This is a genomic window from Paenibacillus sp. R-74696 (assembly GCF_055814915.1).
On record NZ_JBPULM010000017.1, the window covers coordinates 131,316 to 155,146 of the forward strand.

Consider the following 23,831-nt stretch of genomic DNA (forward strand, 5'->3'; position numbering starts at 1 on the left):
GCAACTTTGGACGCCCGGAGGGTAAAAGGCTATGGATAAGCTGTACCACTATATTCTCAAGAGAGCTACCGAAGGAAAAATCGAAAAAGAAGATGCGATTCGCATGGTCACACTGCTTAGGCAGGCACAGGCAGAGCAAGAGGATAACCGCAAGGAGGACATCGCCATTATTGGGATGGCCTCCCATATAGCAGGAACCGACTCCTCAGAGGAGTTCTGGCGGCAAATCGCCTCCGGCGTTGATTTAATAGGCGCCTTTCCGCAAGAGAGAAGCGCAGACATTGACGGCTATCTGACCAACATGCTGGATGAAATGGGCTGGGAATTAAAATATTCCCCTGGTGCTTATATGCACGATATCGCTTCCTTCGATTATGGCTTTTTCCGCATAACGCCGAATGAGGCTGCACTGATGGATCCGTCCCAGCGTATATTTTTGCAAACGGCCTGGGAAGCCATTGAGGATGCGGGTTATGGCGGGAATAAGCTTGTAGGAAGTCATACAGGCGTATACGTGGGCTACTCCAGCAGCTCAAGCTATCATTCCATGATACTGGAAACCGAGCCGGAATCAGCGGCAACCGCATTGACAGGCAACATTGCCGCCATGCTTCCGACGAGAATTTCCTACATGCTTGATTTGAAGGGGCCGACGCTTATTTTGGATACGGCCTGCTCCTCCTCATCGGTTGCCATTCATCTAGCCAGCAAGGCCATTCATAATGGCGACTGCAAAATGGCGATTGCGGGCGGCATCAGGCTCAATCTTCTGCCTATCGACAACTCCGGCCTGAAGCTGGGTGTTGAGGCGGTGGATGGACGGACGCGGACGTTTGACGCAGAAGCCGAGGGCGCTGGCTGGGGAGAAGGCAGTGCTGCTGTTTTGCTAAAGCCGCTAAGTCAGGCTGTAAAGGATGGGGACCGAATTTACGCGGTTATTAAGGGCAGCGCCATTAATCAGGATGGCACTTCAATCGGCATAACCGCACCCAATTCGGCTGCCCAAGCAGAGGTTCTGCTTAAAGCGTGGAAGGACGCTGGCATTGATCCCGAGACGCTTTCCTACATTGAAGTGCATGGCACAGCCACGAGGCTTGGCGATCCGCTCGAAATTGAAGGGCTGTATAGGGCCTTCAAAAAGCATACGAACCGGAAGCAGTTTTGCGCAGTCAGCACGGTTAAGACCAACGTAGGCCACTTGTACGAATGCGCTGGCATTGCCGGCGTTATCAAGGGCGCTTTGTCGTTAAAGCATCGCAAAATACCGGCTACAGCCCATTTCAACCGTCCGAATGGGGCGATTAGCTTTAGTGATTCACCGGTCTACGTCAACACCCAATTGAGGGAGTGGGAAGCTGCCGAGCATCCGCGCAGATGCGGCATCAGCGCCTTTGGCCTGAGCGGAACCAATTGCCATATCGTTCTGGAGGAGTATATTCCACCGCAGCAGCCGGAGCAGGCCGAGGATGTCTACGCTGGCATGCCCCATATCCTTGCGATATCGGCCAAAAACATGGCGCCGCTGCTTGGAATTGTATCTCGCTACGAGCAGTTCTTAAACCGAGAGGCACAAATCCCGCTTCGGGATTTATGCTATACGGCTAGCACCGGCAGAGGCCATTATGCGCACCGCATTGCCATCATTTTCGAGAATGCCGCTGACTTAAGGCGCAAAATTGCTCTTATGGCGAGCAATGCTCTTGAAGAAAGCATTCACAATGATATGCACTACGGCAGACATAAGGTCGTCTCGGGAAATAAGCAGGTATTGGCTGAAAATGAAATTAAGAAGCCGCAGCATGCGGAACTGACACGCACCGCCTCCGAGAAGGTTCGGCAGTTCATCGGCACTGGCAAAACGGATAAGCAGCTGCTTCAAGATATTGGCAGCCTATATGTCCGCGGTGCGGATGTCAATTGGGAGGAGCTGTATCAGGGCGAAGGCCGCCGCAAAACGTATGCGCCGACCTACGCCTTTGAGAAACAGCGCTGCTGGCTAGAGCTTAATATGCCGCAGCGGAGCGGCAAAGACGGGACTGAAGATACGCTGCTCTACGCCATGCAGTGGCGCAAGTGCAGCAGAATCCCTGTGCCTTCTGGCATTGAAGGAGCAGCCGTCATATTTATGGATCGGGCGGGAGTCGGACACTCAATAGCAGCATCTTTGCGGGAAAGCGGCAGGGTGGTTATCGAGGTGGAGCTTGCGGAGGACGATATGCCCTTTGGCTGCACGGCCAGCTCAAGCGCCGAAGGCTACCGAATTGACGGAACAAAGGCAAGCTATGTCCAGCTTATGCAGGCATTGAAGGATGAGCCGTTTGGCCAAATCATTCACCTGTTAGCGCTGAACACACAGGACGTCAGCGATACGCTGGAGATGCTGAAGCGGCGGCAGACAAGCGGTGCCTATAGCCTGTTTTATTTAACAAAAGCGCTGGCACAGGCGGAAATCCAGCAGCCAATTGCGCTGCATATCCTCACTAGTAATGCTGTAGAGGCTACAGGCGCTGAGAAGCTGCTTATACCCGATCATGCTCCTATATACGGCATGGGCAAGGTTATCGCCAAGGAGCTGCCCGATGTTGCCTGCAAATTTATCGATATAGAGGAATTGGCGGTGCACGAACAGCTTATGGGAGAGCTTCAGGCGATTGATGTGTATGGAGTTGCGCTTCGAAATGGCGACAGATACACCGAAATATTTGCCGAGCTGCCAGGCGAGCAGCTAGAAACTAGCCAAGGCTTGAACTTGCAGGAGCAAGGAGTATACCTGATTACTGGCGGACTAGGCGGCATTGGGCTGGAAATGGCGAAATGGTTTGCAGCTCAGAGCAAGGTCAATTTAGCTTTAATTAGCCGAACTCCGCTGCCGCCGCGAGCGGAATGGCAGGCTGTTCTTGAGGGCAGCAGCGCTTCGGACAAGCTGAGAAAGCGGCTTCTTACGGTGAAGGAGCTGGAGCTGCTGGGAGCGACGGTAGAATGCATCGGTGCCGATGCAGCCGATTATGGCGCTATGGAGCAGGTTATCGCTGATTTGAAAAGCAAGTATGGGCAAATACGGGGTATTGTGCACGGTGCAGGCGTCTCAAACGACGGACCGCTTGCCGACAGAGGCGATGATATGTTCGAGGCCATCTATGCACCGAAGGTGTATGGTACTTGGGTGCTCGATAAGCTTACGCAAGACCAGCAGTTAGATTTTTTCATCATGTTCTCGTCGGTCGCGACCATATTCAGCGCCTTTGGGCAAGGGGATTATGCGGCAGCTAACGCCTATTTGGATGCTTATGCGTCTTATCGTAAAAGAAGAGGCGGACGTACGATTACGGTAAACTGGACGACGTGGAAGGAAACCGGAATGGCCTTTGACGGCGGACACGTATTCGATACGATTTTCAAGACGCTGCCGACCGAGCAAGGGCTTGAAGGTTTTGCAAAACTGCTGAAGAGCGGTGTGAGCAGAGCGTTAGTTGGGCAAATCCACTATGACGGGGCAGGAGCGATGCTGCTTGAGCGCTCCGGTGTAGCTTGCTCCGATTCGATTCGGAAGCGGATTGCGGCGAAGAAAGACAGCAAACGCAAGCCAAGCGGCCACAGTGGACAAAAGAAGGAACGCAGTGCGGACGGTGTCGTCCTGCTTGGCCGGGAGGCTGGCAGCTACTCGGAGCTCGAGCAGAAGCTTGCCTTATGCTGCAAGCTTGTCCTCGGCTATGAGGAGATTGACATCTATGACAACTTCTTTGAAATGGGCGCGGATTCACTCGTATTAATGAAGCTCCAGGGCGAGATCGAGACGCACACGTTCGAATTGGTGTCCATCAGCGATTTATTCGAACATACGACCATCGTTCAACTGGCGGAGCACTTGCAAAAGCAAACCGCCAGCCTTGGACCTGTCCGCTCCGGCCAGTATCCTCCTATGCAGAAGGCGGGTGCAAAGCCGTATTATCCAGCTTCCCACGCCCAGAAGCGCATGTTCCTTGGCTTTAAACGGGAACCGCAGCTGACAAGCGCCAATCAGTTTAGAGTTTCAGTGCTGAACATCCGAGTGGAGCCTGAGCGGATGGAGCTGGCTGTACGTCGCATGATTGACAGGCATGAGGTGCTGCGAACAGCCGTTACGAGCATGGAAGGGGAAATTGTCCAAGTGATCAGCGGACAAGTCCCATTTGAGATGGGTTATTGGGAAGCAGGAGAGGCCGAGGCTAAAGACATCATTAATCGGTTCAAACAGCCATTTAATTTGAATGAACCGCCGTTTTTCCGGCTGGGCCTTGTGAAGGTAGAGGAGGCAAAATATTACCTGCTGTACGATGCCCACCACATTATTACGGATGGCGTATCGATGGAAATATTCATGAGGGAGCTTGTGCAGCTGTACAAGGGCGAAACGCCGCCTGCCCTGCCTTATCAATACAAGGACTATGTGGAGTGGCAGCTCGCCTTCGCGCAGACGGAGCAAATGAAGCGCCAGCAGCATTACTGGGAAGAGACGTTTGCGGGCGAAATCCCCGTGCTGCGCCTGCCGACAGATCAGCCAAGACCCGAGCATTTTGTTTTTGAAGGCGGTTTAGTGATGAGCTCGGCTGACCGCGAACTGACGGAGAAGCTGAAACAGCTGGCAAGCTTAACAGGAACGACGATGTATATGCTGCTGCTCGCCGCTTATGCCGTGCTGCTGTCCAAATATTCTGCGCAAGACGACCTTGTCATCGGATCACCGGTTACAGGACGGCCAAAGCGGGAAATGGACAAAATTCTCGGCATGTTTATCAATATGATGGCGATGCGGGTTAATCCCCGCAAGGAGCTGACTTTCTTAAGCTGCCTGGAGCATATTAAAGCAAGCGCTATACAGGCTTTCGACAATCAGGATTACCCGCTGGACGAGCTGATCCAGCAGTTGAACGTGAAGAGAAGCGCGAACCGCCACCCGCTGTTCGATACGGTGTTTATTTATCAAAATGTGGCTGTTGATGAAAGAGTGATTGGCCATTCTATCGATGAAATTTACAATCTGACCGATTATGAACTGACGCTGGAGGCGATGGAGCAGGGCGGAATGCTTCGACTTCGGCTGGAGTACAATTCGCGGCTTTATTATATGCAAACAGCGGAGCGGATGTTGGAGGATTACGTGAGCATTCTTGATGCGATCGCTAAGAAGCCCGATATCCTTTTGCAAAATATTGAACTGTCCAGCAGCAAAACCGATGTGCCGTTATATGAGGATGATGAGGAAATCTCCTTTAATTTATAGGCGCCTGTGCCATCAAGCATGTAGAAAAGAAGGGAGGGAATGAATATGGATTCCTATTCGGAAAATATGCTGCTCTCGAGTGGCAAGTGGCAGGAGGAACGGGAGTATTGGCTCAGCAAGCTCGATCCTTCAGCTGAGCCGACAGCCTTTGAGGGCGATCTGAAAAATGCTGGCTTGCGTCAGGGAGCGGTCGATTTAATCAAGGGCCCGATTCCGCCTGCTTTGACTGAAAGGCTGCTGACCGTTTGCAGGAACTCCCAGCAAGGCCTGTATGCGTTTTTGCTGTCAGGTGCGCTCTATATGCTTCATCGATATACAGGTGAGGAGATCGTGACCGCCGGAATGCCCTCCGGACAACAAACGGCAGAAAGCACGGCTCCCAACCGGTTGATCGCCCTGCAGGTTCCTATTGATGAAGCGTTGTCCTTCAAGGAATATTTACAGCGCGTTGGCCAAACGGTGCAGGAGGCGAGGAAGTACAAGCACATTCCTTTTCCAGCTATCATCAGGCTGCTTAAGCAGGACCCCGAAGCCGTTGTCCATGCTTTTAAAACAGTCGTTGCGCTGAATACGCTGCATGCACCCATATACATGCAGGACTCGAAAGCATCGGTTACCTTTTATTTCATAAATGAAGGCAATCGCCTTCAATTGGAGCTGCTTTATGAACGTTCCATGTATTCGCAGCGATACATGGAACGGCTTTTCAACCACTTTGTGGGCTTTCTCGGCGAGGTGCTTCACAGTACCGATAAGCTGCTGAACCAGATAAGCATGCTTTCACAGGAGGAAATGGACGAGTTTGATCGGTTTAATCTGGCGCCTGTACCTTATCCAAAGGATAAAACGGTACATGAGCTCTTTGACAGTCAAGCCATGCATACGGCAGATTGGACCGCCTTGCGTTTTGACGGGAATGAGCTTTCTTACGGGGAGCTTAAAAATCGCTCGGACCGGCTAGCTTGCCTGCTTCGCAGCAAGGGGATTGGCAGGCAGCGGGTTGCCGCTGTCATGACGAATCGCTCTTTGGAAATGATGGTTGCTATTTTGGCGGTGCTCAAGGCTGGGGGTGCCTATCTGCCCATTGACCCAACTTATCCGCCGGACCGGATCAAGCATATGCTGGCCGACAGCGGGGCGGGCGTACTGCTTACACAGGATGGACTAATCAGCCATGTTGATTTTCAAGGGGAAACCGTAAATCTCGATGACAGACGGGTATATGGAGAATTCGATCCGTTGCTGTCTAATGTGAACGACCCGGAGGATGCTGCTTACTTAATTTATACATCGGGCTCTACTGGCCTGCCGAAAGGTGTGCTGGTTCCGCACAAGGCAGTTGTTAATTTTATTACAGGCATTACAACCCGAATCCCTGCCTTCACCGGAGGAAAAACAATTGCTGCCGTTACCACGCTTTGCTTCGATATATTCGTGCTGGAGACGCTCCTGCCGCTGACGCAAGGTCTGGTTGTCGTCATTGCGGGCGAAGAGGAGCAGCAAAATCCAGCCTTACTCCAGCGGTGGCTGACGCATAATCGGATCGAGCTGCTGCAGGCGACGCCTTCCCGGATTCAACTGCTGCTGAACGATAACGGGGCGGAAGCAGGCATGGATCAAATAACGACGCTTATGGTAGGCGGGGAAGCTTTCCCGGATGAGCTGCTTCACCAGCTTCGAGAAAGGTGCAGAGGGGCAAGTATTTATAATATGTACGGTCCAACAGAGACGACGGTGTGGTCCTCTGTCAAGGATGTGACGAGTGCGAGCAGCATAACGCTGGGGGCACCCATCGCCAATACGCAAATGTATATTGTTGATTCGCTTCTGCGTTTGCTGCCGGAAGGCGTGGCTGGGGAGCTGTGCATCGCCGGAGATGGCGTAGCTATCGGCTACTGGAACCGGGAGGAGCTGACTGCCGATAGATTCGTTCCGTGCCCTTATGGAAGCGGAAGCGGTGGGAAAATGTACCGGACAGGCGATCTGGCAAGGCGGCTGCCTGGCGGGGAAATCGAATTTCTGGGGCGTATCGATCATCAGGTGAAAATCAGGGGTTTTAGAGTCGAGCTGGGCGAGATAGAGTCTGCACTTTTGAGCATGGAGCAGATTAAAGCCGCCGTTTGCATGGCGCAGGAGGACAGCGCGGGGAGCCCCATTCTTTGCGCCTACTACGTATCCTCGGCCGTTCTGCTCGCGGATGTCATAAGAAGCGCAATAGCTTCCCGGCTTCCCGATTATATGCTGCCTTCGTTCTATATTCCGCTGAGCGAGCTTCCGTATACGCCAAACGGAAAAATAGACCGAAAGCAGCTGCCCAGTCCTTATGAAGCGGTCAGTGGATTATTCATCGGCGAGCCGCCAGCAGATGAACAGGAGGAGAAGCTGCTGCTCATTTGGAAGGCTGTGCTGGAGCTAGAGACGATTGGCGTAACCGATGATTTCTTTAATGTCGGCGGACATTCGCTCAAAGCATTGAAGCTGGAGGTTGAGCTGGAGAAAGCGGGATTGTCCTTTGAAAGCGAGGATATTTACCGTTACCCGACAATTAGGGGTTTCCTGAGGAGAATGAACGGTGAAGCAGCAGCGCCTTTTGCTCAAAGGAGCCAAGCGGCAGCTGGATCTGATACATTCGCTAGTGCAGCAATGATGACGCTGAGGCATGATGAGCGTATCAAACCGTTTAACGATTTATTTTACAAGGAATGTTTCTATCATTCGCTGTTTCCGATTCTATCCTACTACCAGCAAAGTCTGCTGCCTATTCTAGCAAATGATACGGTCATCTATCGCTATGACGAGGACACGGTCCACTTTCAGGTAGATTATGCAGCGGCAAAGCCATTAGAGCAGCTTTTGCTTGGAATGGGCATAGGGATGGAAACGAGAGAGGTCGGCCATTCCGTAATCGAGGAACTCAAACGAGCGGTTCTCAGCCATAAGCCGGTCATTGTGCGAATTGACTGCTATTACGCCTCAGACCGGACGGAAACGTACCAGAAGAGGCATTGGCCGCATTCCTGGCTCGTATTCGGCTTTGATGACAGCACGCAGAGGTTCGGCGTTATTGAGCATGACCATATCGAAAGGCTGACCTATGAGAAGAGATGGGTGAGTTACGAGGATACGCTGCAGGGGCATCTTGGTTTTATGGACCATTTTGGCAGCGAAACGCCTGTTTATTATGAATTTTCAGCTGTCACTTCTGATGGTGTAGGGTCTACACCTGATAGCTTGCTAGAAACGACTGCTTCCGCCGCTGCACATAGGCAGCAGCTTCTGGAAGGCAGCCTGCATGCGCTGTGCAGATTTCTGGAAAAGGTTAAACAAGCTCTACAGGCTGGGCAGCTAATTAAAGATTATGGCGAAAGCTTGCTTGATACGCTTAATCAAATGGTAAATGCCAAGCTCGTGGACCAATATCGCTATGAGCAATTAGCCGGTGGGTATTTGGAGCTTCAGAGCGCGGTTGTGAATAGCCTGGAAGCTTGGAAGCAAATCCGGTCCCTAGTGGCCAAAGCGGTTTTTTCCGCCAAATTAAGTGCACAGGCTGCGGTTGAACTGAACGTGCAGCTCGACGCGGCACTTGCTCTGGAGCGGGAATACGCGGCAAAGCTCGTAGTCATTCATCCTCAGACCCTTGAGCTGGAAGGCAGCCAATCGACTTACTAGGCAGCATTTTGCTAGCAAGCGGACTGGTATGGGGCGAAAGCTGGCCTATCAAAATCCAATGAAGAAAGAAGTGGAGATCGCTGTGAAAATCGGGGTAATCGGAGCAGGTGTAATGGGAAGAGGGGTTGCCCAAGCACTCGCCCAATCAGGCTTAGCGGTTGTATTGGTCGATATTGAGCATGCGAAGCTTGAACAAGCTAGGGAGGAAATTGCCACCCAGCTGCGATTTCGCGGGCTGTTCGGCTCCTCAGGAAACTTGGAGGCAACAGATTCAATTATGGACCGCATCGCATTTACGACGGAGCATCATAGCCTCAGCGACGTCAGCTTTGTCATCGAGAACGCAACGGAAAATTGGGACGTCAAGAGCGGCATTTATGAGCTTATTGATGGCATCTGCCAGCCAGAATGCATTTTTATGATTAATACGTCCTGTATCTCCATTACAAAGCTGGCGGCTGTTACGAAGCGCGCACCGCAAGTGATCGGCACTCATTTCATGAATCCGGTGCCCACCAAAAAAACGGTCGAGGTCATTCGCGGCTTTCACACCTCTGAGGAATGTATCCGTGCGGTTGACGGGCTTATGGGCGCCATGGGCAAGGAAATGATCGTCGTTAACGACTATCCGGGCTTTGTATCCAATCGGATTTCCCATTTGTTTATGAATGAAGCTGCTTATGTCGTGCAGGATCAGGTGGCTTCGGCGGAGGAAGTCGATGAAATTTTCAAAAAATGCTACGGACATGCGATGGGTCCGCTCGAAACGGCTGACTTGATCGGCCTGGACACGGTCGTGCATTCCTTGAATGTGCTTTATGAAAGCTATCAGGACTCGAAGTTCCGCTGCTGTCCGCTGCTTAGGAAAATGGTCGACGCGGGGCTGCATGGCCGCAAAAGCGGTCAAGGATTTTATACGTATTAATGCTTAGTCATGAATGGATTTAATAATAGATTCACCCAAATCGGGATGAGGAGAGTGTCAATAATGGAAGAAAAGAAAGTGAAAATTAAAAAGTTTTTATCGCGGTTTTTTCGCAAGCATGAGCTTGGTGACGATGAGGATATTTTCGCCCTAGGATTTGTAAATTCACTGTTCGCGATGCAGCTGGTTATGTTTCTGGAGAAGGAGTTTGCGCTTACTATTGATAGCCGTGACATGGATTTGGACAACTTCCGCACCATTAATCGGATGGTCAGTCTGATTCAAGAGAAAGCAGCAGTCGATCAGCAGTCTTCACAAGTTTCGGGAGGTTAAGGATGAAAATTGAACTGACTGAGGTACAGGAAAATTGGCAAAATGAGTTCAGTGCTTTTGTTGATAACGAAATGGTGCCGCTAGCTGATCTAAATGACCGCGAGGAGCGTATCCATCCGGATATGCTCCGGAAAATGACAGAAGCCGGCTATCTGGGATCCATGCTGCCTAAAAAATACGGCGGTATGGAGCTGGACAACGTGACCCTAGGCATTCTCAACGAAGAGGCAGGGCGCGGCTGCTCCTCAGCAAGAAGCTTGTTGACCGTTCACGGAATGGTATCCCTTGCGATTTTACGCTGGGGAACGGAGCAGCAGAAGTGCGAGTGGCTTCCCAAGCTGGCGACGGGCAGCGCTTTGGCAGCATTTGGCCTAACGGAGCCGAACGCTGGTAGCGATGCCAAGAGCATCGCAACAACGGCAGTGTTAGACGGGAATGAATACGTATTAAATGGCCGCAAAAAATGGATTACGATCGCACAAATTGCTGACTTGTTTCTCATCTTTGCCAAATGCGAGGGCCAGCCAGCGGCATTTCTCGTAGAGCGGGAGCGGCTTGGGGTAACGGTACTACCCATGTCCGGCCTGCTTGGTGCAAGAGGCTCTATGATCGCCGAAGTTGTGCTTTCCGACTGCCGAATTCCGCAAGAAAATTTGCTGGGCAAGCTCGGCATGGGACTGACGCATATTGCGCTGCCCTGTCTCGATTACGGCAGATATACGATAGCCTGCGGCTGTGTTGGTTTGGCGCAGGCCTGCCTGGAGGCTTCGTTAGATTACGGCAGCACAAGAGTCCAATTTGGACGGCCACTCCAGGATAATCAATTGATTCAGAAGATGATTGCTGAAATGGCCGTACAGGTGAAGGCGGCTAGAATGCTTTGCTATAAAGTTGGATATTTACGGGATAGCGGCGATCCCGACAGCATTATGGAAACGTGGACGGCTAAATATTTTGCTTCGACTATGCTGACCAAAATTACTAACGATGCGGTGCAAATACATGGAGCTAACGGCTGCCATAGCGGGTACCCGGTGGAACGCTATTTCCGCGATGCCAAAATTAATGAAATCATCGAGGGAACGTCGCAGATGCATGAAATGCTAATTGCTGAGCAGCAGTTCGTGACAAGCCGCCGAGCAGGGCGGACAATGGCTCAAACAGCCAATTCATAAGGAGATGAATGCCTGTGGCGTACAATGTTGAGGAGAAGAAGGATACCGCAAAGCGTAAAATTAAATGCGTCGTGTGGGATTTGGACCATACGATTTGGAACGGTATCTTAATGGAAGATACGACTGTTGAGCTGCGAAGCGATATTGTGAACGTCATTAAAACGCTGGATGAGCGTGGTATCCTGCAGTCGATTGCCAGCCGCAATGAGCATGATGTGGCGATGGAGAAAATGAGAGAGCTCGGGATTGAGCAATATTTCATCTATCCGCAAATCAGCTGGAACCGCAAATCAGCTGCGATCAAGACGATTGTCGAATCGATTAATATCGGGATGGACACGATTGCTTTTATCGACGATCAGCCGTTTGAGCGGGAAGAGGTCAGCTTCAACCATCCTGACGTCCTGTGCATAGATGCTGCCGAGACAGAAGGGCTGCTCGAGAGGCCGGAATTTAATCCAACCTTTATTACGGAGGACTCCCGGAACCGCAGAAGCCTCTATATGAGCGATATCGTACGCAATGAAGTTGAATCCAGCTTCGATGGCTCGCAGGAGGAGTTCCTCGCCTCACTGGGTATGGTGTTTACGGTTTCTTCGGTTGAGGGAGACGATTTGAAGCGGGCGGAGGAGCTGACGGTAAGAACTCATCAGCTGAATGCAACCGGCTACACCTACTCCTATGAGGAATTGGATGAATTTCGTCATTCACCGAACCACAAGCTGCTTATATCCGAATTGGAGGATAAATACGGCACGTACGGCAAAATCGGTTTAACGCTGCTTGAATGCAAGGACAACATTTGGACACTGAAGCTGTTGTTAATGTCATGCCGTGTTATGTCTAGAGGAGTAGGCAGTATCATGCTGCAATACGTCGCCAAGATGGCGCATGATGCGGGAGCGGTACTACGCGCCGAGTTCGTGCCTACAGACCGTAATCGCATGATGCTGCTTACGTATAAATTTGCCGGCTTCAAGGAAGTGGAGGAGCAGGACGGACTGCTCATTTTCGAGCATGATGCCGCTCATTTGCAAAGTGCCCCAGACTATCTCACCTTAATCAGCCGTGTTTAATGAATTTATAAATAAATAAGACAGCTTCACGATAAATATCAGCTAGAGCGTTTAGCTGAAGCAGGATAGCAGGTTGAATTGTCGTGCATGCCTGTTTGTTAGAAAAAATACGGCTAATATGATATTGGAGGAAGTAATAATGGAAAAAATGGCGTTTCTGTTCCCAGGTCAAGGCTCTCACTTTGTCGGCATGTCGAAAGGTCTTTATGATCAATATGCAATTGTGAAGCAAACGTTTGAGGAAGCAAACGACGTGCTTGGCTATGATTTGGCTAAGCTCTGTTTTGAAGGCTCGCTTGCCGAGCTGTCCAAAGCGAAAAATGCCCAGCCGGCTATTCTCGTATCAAGCGTAGCCAGCTTCCGCGTTTATATGCAGGAGATCGGTATTGTCCCGCAATTTCTTGCCGGACACAGCCTTGGTGAATATGCCGCATTTACTTGCGCGGGAGCCATTCGTTTTGCCGATGCGGTGAAGCTGCTGCACGAACGGGGAAAACTGACCGACGAGGTTGCAGCAAGCGATGTTGGAGCGATGTCCATTATTGATGGGGTCGAGCGCAAGCTGGTTGTGGATGAATGCAAAGCGATGGAGCTGGAGGGCCGCCAGGTTTGGGTATCCTGCTATAATACGCCGAATCAAACCGCGATTTCCGGTGAAAGCGATGCGGTTATGGAGCTGGAGGACAGGCTCGCGAATCATGGCGGACTGGCAACGCCGCTGCTTGCCAGCGCTCCGTTCCACTGCAGCTTCATGCAGCCGATGGCCGACCAATTATTGGACAAATTGTCGGGGCTGGAATACGGTTTCTTCAAATATCCGGTCATTACGAACCGCAATGCCGAGCCGATGGCGCATTCGGAGAAAGTGGCGCAAAATCTTGCGCTGCATATAACTAGCCCGGTACAATGGGAGCGTACGATGCAATATTTTAAACATAAAGGTGTTACGCTTACGGTCGAAATGGGACCTAAAAACGTATTGACCAATATGGTGAAGGCGAACGTGGACGGTATTGAAGCGCTCTGCTATGGCACGAAGGAGGATCGCAAAAAAATCGAGCAAATTTTAGCAGCTTATCCGGGCCTCAGAAAGCATATTCCAACTATTATTACGCGCAGCTTGGCGGTGGCAGTAGCTACCCTCAACCAAAACTGGGATAATGAGGAGTATCAGGAGAAGGTTGTGAAGTCGTATCGCAAAATTCAGGAGATTCAGGATCGTCTTGAGGAGACGGGTGAGAAGCCAACTTTGGAACAAATGAGAACAGCACTCGATTTGCTGAAAATCATTTTGGATACGAAGAAGGTTTCGGTAGAAGAGCAGACTCGCTGGCTCCATCAAATTATTGACGAGACGGGTATGTATTATGAATTAAACGACTATCTTGCTCCTTCGCGTCTAGCAGAAAAAATTTCCAGATAGGAGTTTATCCATGATAGAGGTTTATATGCTGCGGCTGGACGAGAGGAAAGCTGCGGCGCTGCATGAAGTTATGTTGAATTACGTTTCACCAAGCAAGCGGGAAGCGGCCGGGCGATTCCGCCGGCCGATTGATGCCTATCGTTCGGTGACGGGTGAGATTTTGGCACGACTTGCTATTACCAAGCGATGGAAGCTATCAAATGCTGAGCTTTCTTTTTACAAAAATGAGTTTGGCAAGCCGTTGCTAGATCATTCTTCCATCGACTTCCATTTTAATGTGTCACATTCCGGTGACTGGGTAGTCTGCGCCTTTGGCGACTGCCTGGTTGGAATTGACATTGAGCTCATGAAGCCACAGGACTTGTCCATTGCAGAGCGGTTCTTCGCTCCGGTTGAATATAATAGGCTGATGAGTCTGGCTGGCAGTCGTCAGCTCACGTATTTTTACCAGCTGTGGACGTTGAAAGAAAGCTATATCAAGGCAGTGGGCAAAGGAATGTCGATCCCGCTTGATTCATTCTCTTTCTTAATCAAGGAGGACGGCGAAGTGGAGGCAAGCCTTGAAGAAGGGGCTTCTGCTGCTTATTTTATGCAAACCTTTGCAGATGAAGAGCATGCGATGGCACTGTGTACCTACCAGGAGACGGTGCCCATTTTTAAGCAGTTGGATTACGAGGAGTTGGAAAGCATGCTTTCTACGCTTCAGTAACAGCTAGCTGCTGAGAGAAATTTTAACCTTGTTCGGAGGAGATAATTCCGATGCTGATGAAAGATCATGTCATAGTCGTATCAGGCGTAGCCAATGAGAAGAGTTTAGCGTGGGGAGTTGCCAAAGCGCTTCATCGGGAAGGGGCTAGGCTTGTTTTCACCTATCGAAAGGATAAGTCCTTGCGCAAAATGACAAAGCTGCTTCAGGAGTATGGCATTGAAGCGGCAGCTGTTGTCCCGTGCGATATATTGGATGATGCGAGCATTGCCGAAGCATTCAACGTCATTGCGAAGCAGGTTGGAACGATTCATGGACTCGTACATTCCATTGCCTATGCGGATCAGCTTCAAGGAGAGTATATAGATACGACGAGAGAAGGCTACCTGCTGGCGCAAAACGCCAGCAGCTTTTCATTAGTGGCTATGGCTAAGCAGGCGCGCGGTTTAATGAAAGAGGGTGGCGCGATTGTGACGCAAACCTACATAGGATCTGGTCGTGTCGTGAAAAATTATAATGTCATGGGTGTGGCGAAGGCTGCGCTCGAAGCGAGCGTGCGCTACTTGGCTGAAGATCTAGGCAAGCATGGCATTCGTGTAAATGCAGTGTCAGCAGGCCCCGTACTCACATCGGCCGCTTCAGCGATTGCTGATTTTCAAGATAAGCTGATAGCCATGGAGCAGCAGGCGCCGCTGCGGCGCAATGTTGATCAGGATGAGATAGGTGATGCGACAATATTTTTGCTAAGTCGTCTTTCGCGAGGCATTACTGGTGAAGTTCTCCATGTCGATGCAGGCTGTCATATTTTTTAGGCTAGCAGCCTGAAAGGGTCATTACAGAGTGGAAGGAGGCAGGTCATGTCAAGAAAAGCGCTTTACCTTCAGGAACCGGAAGTTAGCACGTATACCCCATACGGAATCTTGTTTTCCATCATAAGCGAACCGTTATGGCGGTGGGTATTCAATAATTTTATTCAAATCAGATATGCTTATTTATGGGAAATGTTCGCTTTTGACAATCACCATATCCTGCTCAAAGTCTGTCCCGGCATATCCTATAATCAGCTTCCTCAGGACATAGTCATTGCCAAATGGGGAAAATCATTAAAGGATGTCATTATCGAGTCGATAGATCGTGGCTATTATGTACATATTTTCGTAGACCGGTATTATATATCCTTGACGGATTCGTATAAAAATGGTCATCATATGCATGAGCTATTAATTTACGGATATGATTTGGACAAGGATATGGCGCTTGTCGCAGACAACTTTGTGGAGCAGTTTGTAAAGGCGGAATGCCCCTTTTCGGAGCTGGAGGAGGGTTATTGGTGTGTGTCCGATGAATACGATTTCTATACAGAAATTCGCTTTTTGAAGCGCAACACAGACTTTGAATGCGATATTAATATGGAACAAATTGCTGCCGGCATGCAAAATTATTTATACTCCAAACCTACGTTTGATTTGGTGGTGGAGCAGCAGTTCGAATTCGGATTTCAAGCGCTGCAGCGGCTTCTTACAGATCCACAGAATATGGATACCTCATCATCTGAATATAGAAAATTTGACCTGCGTGCGTATCACCTGCTGTATGAGCACAAACTTTTAATGGAAAAGCGTATTGCCTATTTGATGGATCATGGGTACATGCTATACGACCAGCGACTGCTAGACACTAGCGCGGATTTGAAGCATCGCTACTTGTCCTTGCGAAATTTAGTGATTAAATACAGATTTAAAGAGGACGAGAAGCTGTCTTGCAGCATCTATGCCAAGCTGCAGGACAATCTGGAGCGGGAGCAAGCCTTTATTTTAAGCTGCTTGGAGAAGATGAAGGCTTAGGCTGTCCCCCTATCAAAAACGCCCAAGGCATCGACCTTGGCGTTTTTTTGCAGTACTATTTTGTACATATGAGACCACGTAACGTTATTCAAAAAAAGGGGGTTATATGCTCATGCTAGCAGCAGTTATTCATAAATACGGCAAGCCTGATGTTTTCAAAATCGAAACGGTTTCTGAGCCTGTGCCGCGAGCGGATGAAGTGAAAATCCGAGTGATCGCGTCTTCCGTCAATCCCATCGATTACCGGACACGCTCGGGCAGCCTGTTTTTTATATCGGGTTGGCGTTTCCCACGGATTCTGGGCGCTGATTTCTCAGGTATCATAACCGAATGCGGATCACAGGTGAAGAACTTCAAAGTAGGAGACGAGGTTTGTGGTTTTACAAATGCGGCTAGGGAGGCTGGTGCTCATGGGGAGTTTATGTGCTGCAAAGCTGACATCATAGCTTTAAAACCGAAGCAATTGACGTTCCAGCAGGCCGCGGCATTTCCACTGGCGGGACTTACTGCTCTTCAGGCGTTGTATAACGATGGAAAAATGGTCGCGGGCATGCATGTTCTCATTACGGGTGCCACAGGAGGTGTAGGACACTTTGCTGTGCAAATCGCAAAGGCAGCGGGCTGTCATGTAATTGGAGTTTGTCATTCCCGGAATACAGAGCTCGCATTACAGCTTGGCTGTAATACCATCATTGCTTATGACAAGCAGGATTATCGCAAAGTAGAGCAGCGCTATGACTTGATTTTTGACGCAGCAGCAAAGTTCGGCTATTGGTCAAATCGACGTGTTCTGAAGCCTAAGGGAATCTACGTTTCCACTGTCCCTTCAATCGCAACGCTGATCTCTATGTTCACAACCGGAATGTCAACAGGCCGCAAAGGTAGAATAGTTATGGCGAAGTCAAGACCTGATGACCTTGAGATGCTTGGCAAGCTATGCGAGCAGGGGCGGGTCATTCCTGTCATTGAGCATAGTTTTCCCCTTGCTCAAATAGTCGATGCTCATATACTGATCGAAGCTCATAAGGTACGAGGGAAAATTGTGATTAATACTGGAGACTAGCAAAGCTCGTCGATTCAGGCCATACTGTCGTTGTGGAGCATAGTCTCAAATCGACTTTAATGAATAAGGAGACCTATACAGTGAAGTATGAACTACATAAAGCATTTTGGCTTAATGAACCCAAGAAGTATGCCGTGGAACAAAATAAGGTTGCGATTACCACGGAGCCGGGAACCGATTTTTGGCAGCGCACCTATTACGGTTTTCAAAATGATTCTGCCCCCGCTTTATTGCTGAAAACAGCCGAGCCTTACTTCTCATTTGTTGTGAAAACGGAGTTTAACAGTAAACATCGTTATGACCAGTGCGGGGTTATCCTTTATCAAAATAGTGAAAACTGGTTCAAAGCCTCTATCGAATTTGAAAATGATGAATATCAACGGTTAGGGAGTGTTGTCACCAACCATGGGTTTTCGGATTGGGCAACAACGGATATTCCGGCAAATGTAAAGACGATGTACTATCGATTAAGCCGTCGTGAAAGTGATTATTGCATTGAAAGTTCATATGACGGAATCAGTTATAAACAAATGCGAATATTCCATTTGTTCGAAGGTGGAGACGAAATACAATTTGGCGTCTACGCCTGCAGCCCGGAACAATCTTCTTTTAAGGCTGTATTTAGTGAGTTTGAAATGACAGAATGCAAGTGGAAGATTCATCAATAAAAGGAATAAGGCTGCCGAACTTACTTGGAAAACACCCCGAAATCCATAAGGATTCCGGGGTGTTTTTTTATGACTCGGTCGAGCTTATTAGGCAGCCAAAGCTCTATTTCCTTTGCCCATAGGGTGATACAATCACTTTATACATTTCAAAGCGAAAGAACCCAGGGGGAGCTTATGAATAAACGCAAACAACTACTGCTTGATACAGCACTTGTGCTATTTGAGGAATATGGTATAGCAAATACGTCTATTCAAATGATTTTGGAGCGATCAGGCGTATCCAAAGGCACATTTTACAAATTTTTCGGTTCCAAGGATGATTGTATCCTGGCGATTTTGGAACAATGTACGCACGAGGACATGATCATTCGAAAAGATTTGGAAACTCGCAACTACACCTCGGATTTCGACCTGCTCGTGGATCAACTTGTCATTCCAATAACGATTCCGGAAAAGCAGCTTGTATTGGAATTATTTTGGACAGGCTTATATTCAGGGGAAATCGATTTGCAAAATCTGACCCGAATTCAGTTGGATTGGTTATCAGGACGACTGACCCAATTATATGGTGAAGAATTACAAGACTATACCTATGAAGGAGCTATCTTTTGTTTGGGCATGATCCATCAAATTTCCAATACATGGCGGAATTTTCGCCTCGAACAGCCGGATTGGAAAAGTCTCGTGCCCAAGGTGTTGAATTATGTCGAAATTTTGTTGAAAGCGATGCAAGAGAGGCATGAACATATGATTGATCCTGACAGCCTTGCGTTGATCAACCCATTATCTAAATCGACCGTGCTTGATAAAAACAGCTTAGTGGCTGAACTTCAAACGTTCAACCGTTCCATAAATCAATCGCAAGCAACCATCAAAGCCAAAGAACTTACAGAAGGGCTTCTATCATTGATTATGGATGCTGAGCTCAATAAAACAATGGTGGAAGTGGTATTAGCGGCCTTTCAAATCGAATTTGAATCCAGCTCCTATCAGAATGAAGCAAGAAAAATAGCCAAAGAATGCTGGTGCTATATGGAGCAAAGCAAGCCACATCCGAGATAAGCTAAACGGACGAGCGAAAAAATGAACGAGTCGTATAATCAACCCCTTTTAAATAGCCAAATCCCAAATAGTTCTTACGAATTATTCCAATTAAATGAACGAATGGTATAATTGTTATGCTAGAGCTAATCCGGAAGGTGGCATCTTTATGTATAAAGAAGTGATTGCGGTTCATGAAATTTCGCGGTTTCAGTCTAGATCGGAAGAGTTTTTTCCGCTCGAATGGTATCGGAAAATGCTGTCCGAACATCCTGTATATTATCATGAAGGTACCGATACCTGGAATGTCTTCAGGTATGATGATGTCAAGCAGGTGCTGAGCAAGCATGAATATTTTTCGAGCGAAGGGTCCAGAACAACCATTTTAGTTGGGGCAAAAAACCGGGAGGGAACCCCTCCGGATAAGCTGAATATTACAGACGTAGACCCTCCACGCCATCTAAAAAGCCGTTCCTTGCTATCTGCTGCTTTTACACCCCGCAGCTTAAAAAACTGGGAGCCTCGAATCAACGACATTGCGAACCGGCTTGTGGAGGACATAAAACCAAACACGACGATTGATCTCGTTCAGGCACTGGCAACTCCGCTGCCCGCTATGGTAATGGCTGATTTGCTTGGAATCCCGCTTACGGACAGCGGTCTCTTTAAAAGCTGGGTAGACATTTTGTTCCAGCCAGCGAGCGAGGAGAACGCGGATGAGATTGAACTGAAAAAGCAGGCAGCTGCCCAGGAATATTACCAATTTTTATACCCTATGGTCGTCGATAAACGGACAAATCCTGGCGATGATATCATTACGGATCTATTGAAGGTGGAGGTAGATGGCGAAAAGTTTACCGAAGACGAAGTGGTCCGGACATCGATGCTTTTGTTAGGAGCAGGAATAGAAACAACGAGCCATACGATTTCTAGTATGTTTTATTCCTTTTTGAATGAAGGCAAACCGTTGTATGATCAATTAAGGAAAGACCCAAGTCTAGTTCCTCTAGTTGTTGAAGAAATGCTTCGCTTCCGGTTCCACTGCTCCAAACGACATCGTACGGTTAAGCAGGATAACAATCTGTTAGGCGTCGATTTGAAAAAAGGTGACGTTGTCATCGCGTGGATGAGCGCGGCGAATATGGACGAGCGTATGTTTGAAAATCCGTTTGAGCTCAATATTCATCGTGCCAATAACAAAAAGCACTTAACCTTTGGCAATGGCCCTCACTTTTGTCTAGGTGCCCCATTGGCGAGGATGGAGCTGAGCATTGCCCTAAGGGCATTTGTGGAGAAGGTTTCGGGAATTGAAGCTGTTGAATCCTTTGACCTGGAGCGTCATCTTACAACTTCCGCCGTAGGGCAGTCGTTAACTCATTTGCCGATGAAGATCCTTCAGTCATAGAAAAACAAACACTGCTCCTGAGCGGAAGGCTCGGGTACTTTCAGCTAACATCAGCAATAGGAGGCTCCATGCCATTAATCAAAAAGGCTAGAATGTTAGCCAAAGGTTAGCCTAGGGGATAGAGACACAAGAGACACAGTCAGGAACATGGCTGAGCCTCTTGTGTCTCTTTTATTAACAAAAGGCAGCTGATTGGTTCGTGAAAGCGCTACATCAATGCCAGAGGAAACACCGTGCTGCGCTACAATGGCCGTTTGCGCGCTTCCGACGGGGTTACGCCTTTGTACTGCTTGTACAGCTTTGTAAAATAATTCGGATTGTCGCAGCCTACTGCTGCTGCAATTTCGGCAATGGTAGATGCCGTTTGCAGCAGCAGCCTTTGTGCCTCGTTTACGCGACAAACATTGACATATTCGATGAAGGTGCGCCCAGTCAGCTTTTTGAACTGCTTGCAGAAATGGAAGGGGTTCAGATTAACCTGCCGCGCCGCTGCTTCTACCGTTATTTTGGTTTGAAAATCGGATTCCAACCGTTTGATCAGCTGCTTGAAGCGGTCGCGGTTAGCCAAATGAGAGGCTGCTGCGCCTCTGCCACTGTTTGGCGGCTGGCTGTCGTAACGGCGGGCAAGCAGTGTTAGCACGCTGTACAGCTTCGCTTTGACGAGCAGTTGATAGCCGGTCTGCTTGTCGTCAAGCTCTCCCACCAGCTCATCCAGCAGCTTCACGATAGCGCCGCCATGCTGCTCATGCTCTAGCGGTTTGACAGGAAATCTCAGCGTTCCTTCCAGGTAAGGCGCAACAAGCTGCGCATGCACGGGATCATGAACCCACTCATTGAACAACGAGGCATTAAAGACGATACAATCATAACGAATATCGCCCTCGCTAAGCGCATAGCCAACATGCAGGCCGCCTCCCGGAATAACGATCAGCTCTCCCTGCGATATCTCATAAGGTCTGCTGTCGATATGCAGCAGCGCACTGCCTTCCCGCATCAGAATAATCTCGAAATGCTCATGCCAGTGCAAATACAGCATGCTGTCACCCGGTTTAATGCCAAGTGCTTGGTTATGAAATAATTGAATGGGATAAGCCTTATGCTCCAGTCGCGTATTTTCCCAAAGTTCCTTTGGATACGTCATAATATCATTCACCACCACAAGATTAGACTACTTTTGCTCAAGATTGTTTAGAGTCATCTCGTAATTCTCTCGTTATAATGAAGGTGCTAAGCATACTATAAGCCAATATTGGAGTGATATTCAAGTGAGTGAACAAATGCGAATAGGTACCTTGGTAGGCGGCGGGAATGCCGATGTGATTATACCGCAAATCGTGGGACATGGTTTTGAATCTTTTAATTTGACGTTCTGGCAGACTACGGGCGAAACCGATTTGACGGAATTGGCTAAACGTGTAAGAGCGTTATCCGATCAGCATGGGTTTGTGGTGTCGGCTCTTAGCGTCTTCGGCAATCCGCTTACAGGTGCAGGCGACAATGCGGATACTTTAGCTAGCTGGGAGCGCTTAATCGACCATGCGCCGCTCTTTGGCGCTAATATTGTATCTGGGTTTACTGGGCGATTGACGGACCAGCCGATTGATGAATCCATCCCGCGTTTTAAGGAAGTGTTCGGGGAACTAACGAGGCGTGCGGCGGACAAAGGCGTGCGAATTGCATTTGAAAACTGCGATATGGGTGGCACTTGGACACAGGGAGACTGGAATATTGCGCATAATCCTGCAGCGTGGGAGCTTATGTTCAACGCAGTGCCGGAAGATAATATCGGCCTGGAGTGGGAGCCTTGCCACCAGATGGTCAGCCTGATTGATCCTATCCCGCAGCTTCGCAAATGGGCAAGCAAAGTATTCCATGTTCATGGCAAAGATGCGACGATCGCTTGGGATATTGTGAAGGAGCACGGTGTGCATGGTCCACAGCCATTTGTGTGGCATCGGACGCCGGGCTTTGGCGACAGCAACTGGAGCGATATTATAACGATTTTGCGTCAAAATGGCTATCAAGGCACAATCGACATCGAAGGCTGGCATGATCCTGTGTACAAGGACGAGCTGGAAATGACAGGTCAGGTTCATGCCTTAAATTATTTGAAGCGCTGCCGAGGTGGCGATTTTGTTCCAAATCCAAGCGTATAAAACGAGCTGAAGAGAAGCGGGAGGAATAACACGATGCCAGCAAAATATCGGGTGGTTGTCGCAGGCTGCGGCGGAATGGCGAACAGATGGGTGGACTATGCCTTAGGCAGGAAGGATACGGAAATCGTTGGTCTGGTCGATATCAAACAGGAATTTGCCCAAGCGATGGCTGAGCGTAAAGGATTGAGCTGTCCGACTTTTACCAGCTTGCAGACTGCACTTATGGAGACGGGGGCGAACCTTGTTTTTGATATTACAATCCCATCTAGTCACTATTCAATCGGCAAAACAGCGCTAGAGCAGGGCTGTCATGTATTTGGCGAGAAGCCCTTGGCGGAATCAATGGAAGAGTGCCTGTCTATTGTGAAGCTGGCGGAGCGCACGGGCCATACACATGCCGTTATGCAAAATCGCCGTTACGATGGGCGCATTCGCGCTTTGCGCAAGCTGCTGACGGATGGCCACATTGGGCGAACCGGCTTTATCGGTGCGGATTTTTTTATCGGCGCGCACTTTGGCGGATTTCGTGATGCGATGAGCAGTCCGCTGCTGCTCGATATGGCGATTCATACGTTCGACCAGGCTCGGTATGTATCGGGAGCGAATCCGGTATCGGTCTACTGCCATGAATTTAACCCTCCTGGCTCCTGGTATGAAGGAAATGCCGCAGCGCTCTGTATTTTTGAAATGTCAGACGGCTCACTATTTAATTATCGCGGCTCATGGTGCGCGGAGGGTGCGATTACGTCATGGGAAGCTCAGTGGCGTATAACAGGAGAATATGGTACAGCCATCTGGGACGGAAACGGTGAGCCCTATGCAGAAATTGTTGCTCCAAGCGATCAGACGGGCAAATTTATTCGCGATTATGTGCGCATAGAGGGCGGACTTGTGCAGCTGAATAATGAGTTCCACGAAGGCTGTCTTGATGAAATGTTTGCAGCGCTTGATGAAGGGCGCAAGCCGGAAACCGACAGCAGCGATAATATTTACAGCATGGCCATGGTGCTTGCATCGCTGGAGAGCGCGCGGCTTGGGCAGAAGGTCCTTATTGCTGATATGATGAAATAATAATGGCAAATATGAG

17 protein-coding genes are annotated in these 23,831 nt (G+C 49.2%); 16 read left to right on the forward strand and 1 reads right to left on the reverse strand.

Annotated elements, in window-relative coordinates; translation table 11 throughout:
• Nucleotides 1-31 precede the first annotated feature (31 nt).
• The 14 genes from ACSR9A_RS03180 (at nt 32) to ACSR9A_RS03245 (ending at nt 20,588) form a co-directional block, all read left to right on the forward strand.
• Nucleotides 32-5,260, forward strand: coding sequence for an SDR family NAD(P)-dependent oxidoreductase (locus tag ACSR9A_RS03180; RefSeq protein ID WP_473755555.1), 5,229 nt, complete (start codon nt 32-34; stop codon nt 5,258-5,260).
• 45 nt (nt 5,261-5,305) lie between these two features.
• Entirely contained in the window at nt 5,306-8,929 is a 3,624-nt protein-coding gene (locus ACSR9A_RS03185) for a non-ribosomal peptide synthetase (protein WP_473755556.1), read from the forward strand.
• Nucleotides 8,930-8,957: 28 nt separating this feature from the next.
• Nucleotides 8,958-9,854, forward strand: coding sequence for a 3-hydroxyacyl-CoA dehydrogenase family protein (locus ACSR9A_RS03190; protein ID WP_473755557.1), 897 nt, complete (start codon nt 8,958-8,960; stop codon nt 9,852-9,854).
• A gap of 63 nt (nt 9,855-9,917) precedes the next feature.
• Entirely contained in the window at nt 9,918-10,187 is a 270-nt protein-coding gene (locus ACSR9A_RS03195) for an acyl carrier protein (RefSeq protein WP_473755558.1), read from the forward strand.
• A gap of 2 nt (nt 10,188-10,189) precedes the next feature.
• Nucleotides 10,190-11,362, forward strand: a complete 1,173-nt coding sequence (locus tag ACSR9A_RS03200) for an acyl-CoA dehydrogenase family protein (protein ID WP_473755559.1) — start codon at nt 10,190-10,192, stop codon at nt 11,360-11,362.
• Nucleotides 11,363-11,376: 14 nt separating this feature from the next.
• Nucleotides 11,377-12,438, forward strand: coding sequence for an HAD-IIIC family phosphatase (locus ACSR9A_RS03205; RefSeq protein WP_473755560.1), 1,062 nt, complete (start codon nt 11,377-11,379; stop codon nt 12,436-12,438).
• A gap of 139 nt (nt 12,439-12,577) precedes the next feature.
• Nucleotides 12,578-13,861, forward strand: a complete 1,284-nt coding sequence (gene fabD / locus ACSR9A_RS03210) for an ACP S-malonyltransferase (RefSeq protein WP_473755561.1) — start codon at nt 12,578-12,580, stop codon at nt 13,859-13,861.
• Between the two features lie 10 nt (nt 13,862-13,871).
• Nucleotides 13,872-14,570: a 4'-phosphopantetheinyl transferase family protein gene (locus ACSR9A_RS03215; protein ID WP_473755562.1), complete on the forward strand. Its 699-nt coding sequence runs from the start codon at nt 13,872-13,874 to the stop codon at nt 14,568-14,570.
• A 44-nt stretch (nt 14,571-14,614) separates the two neighbouring features.
• Nucleotides 14,615-15,379: an enoyl-ACP reductase FabI gene (locus ACSR9A_RS03220; protein WP_473755868.1), complete on the forward strand. Its 765-nt coding sequence runs from the start codon at nt 14,615-14,617 to the stop codon at nt 15,377-15,379.
• A 45-nt stretch (nt 15,380-15,424) separates the two neighbouring features.
• A complete protein-coding gene (locus ACSR9A_RS03225; RefSeq protein WP_473755563.1) occupies nt 15,425-16,411 on the forward strand; it encodes a cysteine peptidase family C39 domain-containing protein in 987 nt (328 codons plus the stop codon).
• A 112-nt stretch (nt 16,412-16,523) separates the two neighbouring features.
• A complete protein-coding gene (locus ACSR9A_RS03230; protein WP_473755564.1) occupies nt 16,524-17,474 on the forward strand; it encodes an NAD(P)-dependent alcohol dehydrogenase in 951 nt (316 codons plus the stop codon).
• A gap of 80 nt (nt 17,475-17,554) precedes the next feature.
• The gene (locus tag ACSR9A_RS03235; RefSeq protein ID WP_473755566.1) at nt 17,555-18,142 is read left to right on the forward strand and encodes a DUF1349 domain-containing protein; all 588 of its coding nucleotides are present in this window, start codon (nt 17,555-17,557) and stop codon (nt 18,140-18,142) included.
• Between the two features lie 24 nt (nt 18,143-18,166).
• Complete coding sequence (locus tag ACSR9A_RS03240; protein WP_473755567.1) at nt 18,167-19,204, forward strand: TetR/AcrR family transcriptional regulator; 1,038 nt, start codon at nt 18,167-18,169, stop codon at nt 19,202-19,204.
• A 148-nt stretch (nt 19,205-19,352) separates the two neighbouring features.
• The gene (locus tag ACSR9A_RS03245; RefSeq protein WP_473755568.1) at nt 19,353-20,588 is read left to right on the forward strand and encodes a cytochrome P450; all 1,236 of its coding nucleotides are present in this window, start codon (nt 19,353-19,355) and stop codon (nt 20,586-20,588) included.
• Nucleotides 20,589-20,829: 241 nt separating this feature from the next.
• Here ACSR9A_RS03245 and ACSR9A_RS03250 read toward each other — a convergent pair whose 3' ends face one another.
• Complete coding sequence (locus tag ACSR9A_RS03250) at nt 20,830-21,729, reverse strand: helix-turn-helix transcriptional regulator (RefSeq protein ID WP_473755569.1); 900 nt, start codon at nt 21,727-21,729, stop codon at nt 20,830-20,832.
• Nucleotides 21,730-21,865: 136 nt separating this feature from the next.
• Here ACSR9A_RS03250 and ACSR9A_RS03255 point away from each other — a divergent pair, with 136 nt between their 5' ends.
• Complete coding sequence (locus ACSR9A_RS03255) at nt 21,866-22,744, forward strand: sugar phosphate isomerase/epimerase family protein (protein WP_473755869.1); 879 nt, start codon at nt 21,866-21,868, stop codon at nt 22,742-22,744.
• Between the two features lie 33 nt (nt 22,745-22,777).
• Nucleotides 22,778-23,815, forward strand: coding sequence for a Gfo/Idh/MocA family protein (locus ACSR9A_RS03260; RefSeq protein ID WP_473755570.1), 1,038 nt, complete (start codon nt 22,778-22,780; stop codon nt 23,813-23,815).
• Nucleotides 23,816-23,831 lie beyond the last annotated feature (16 nt).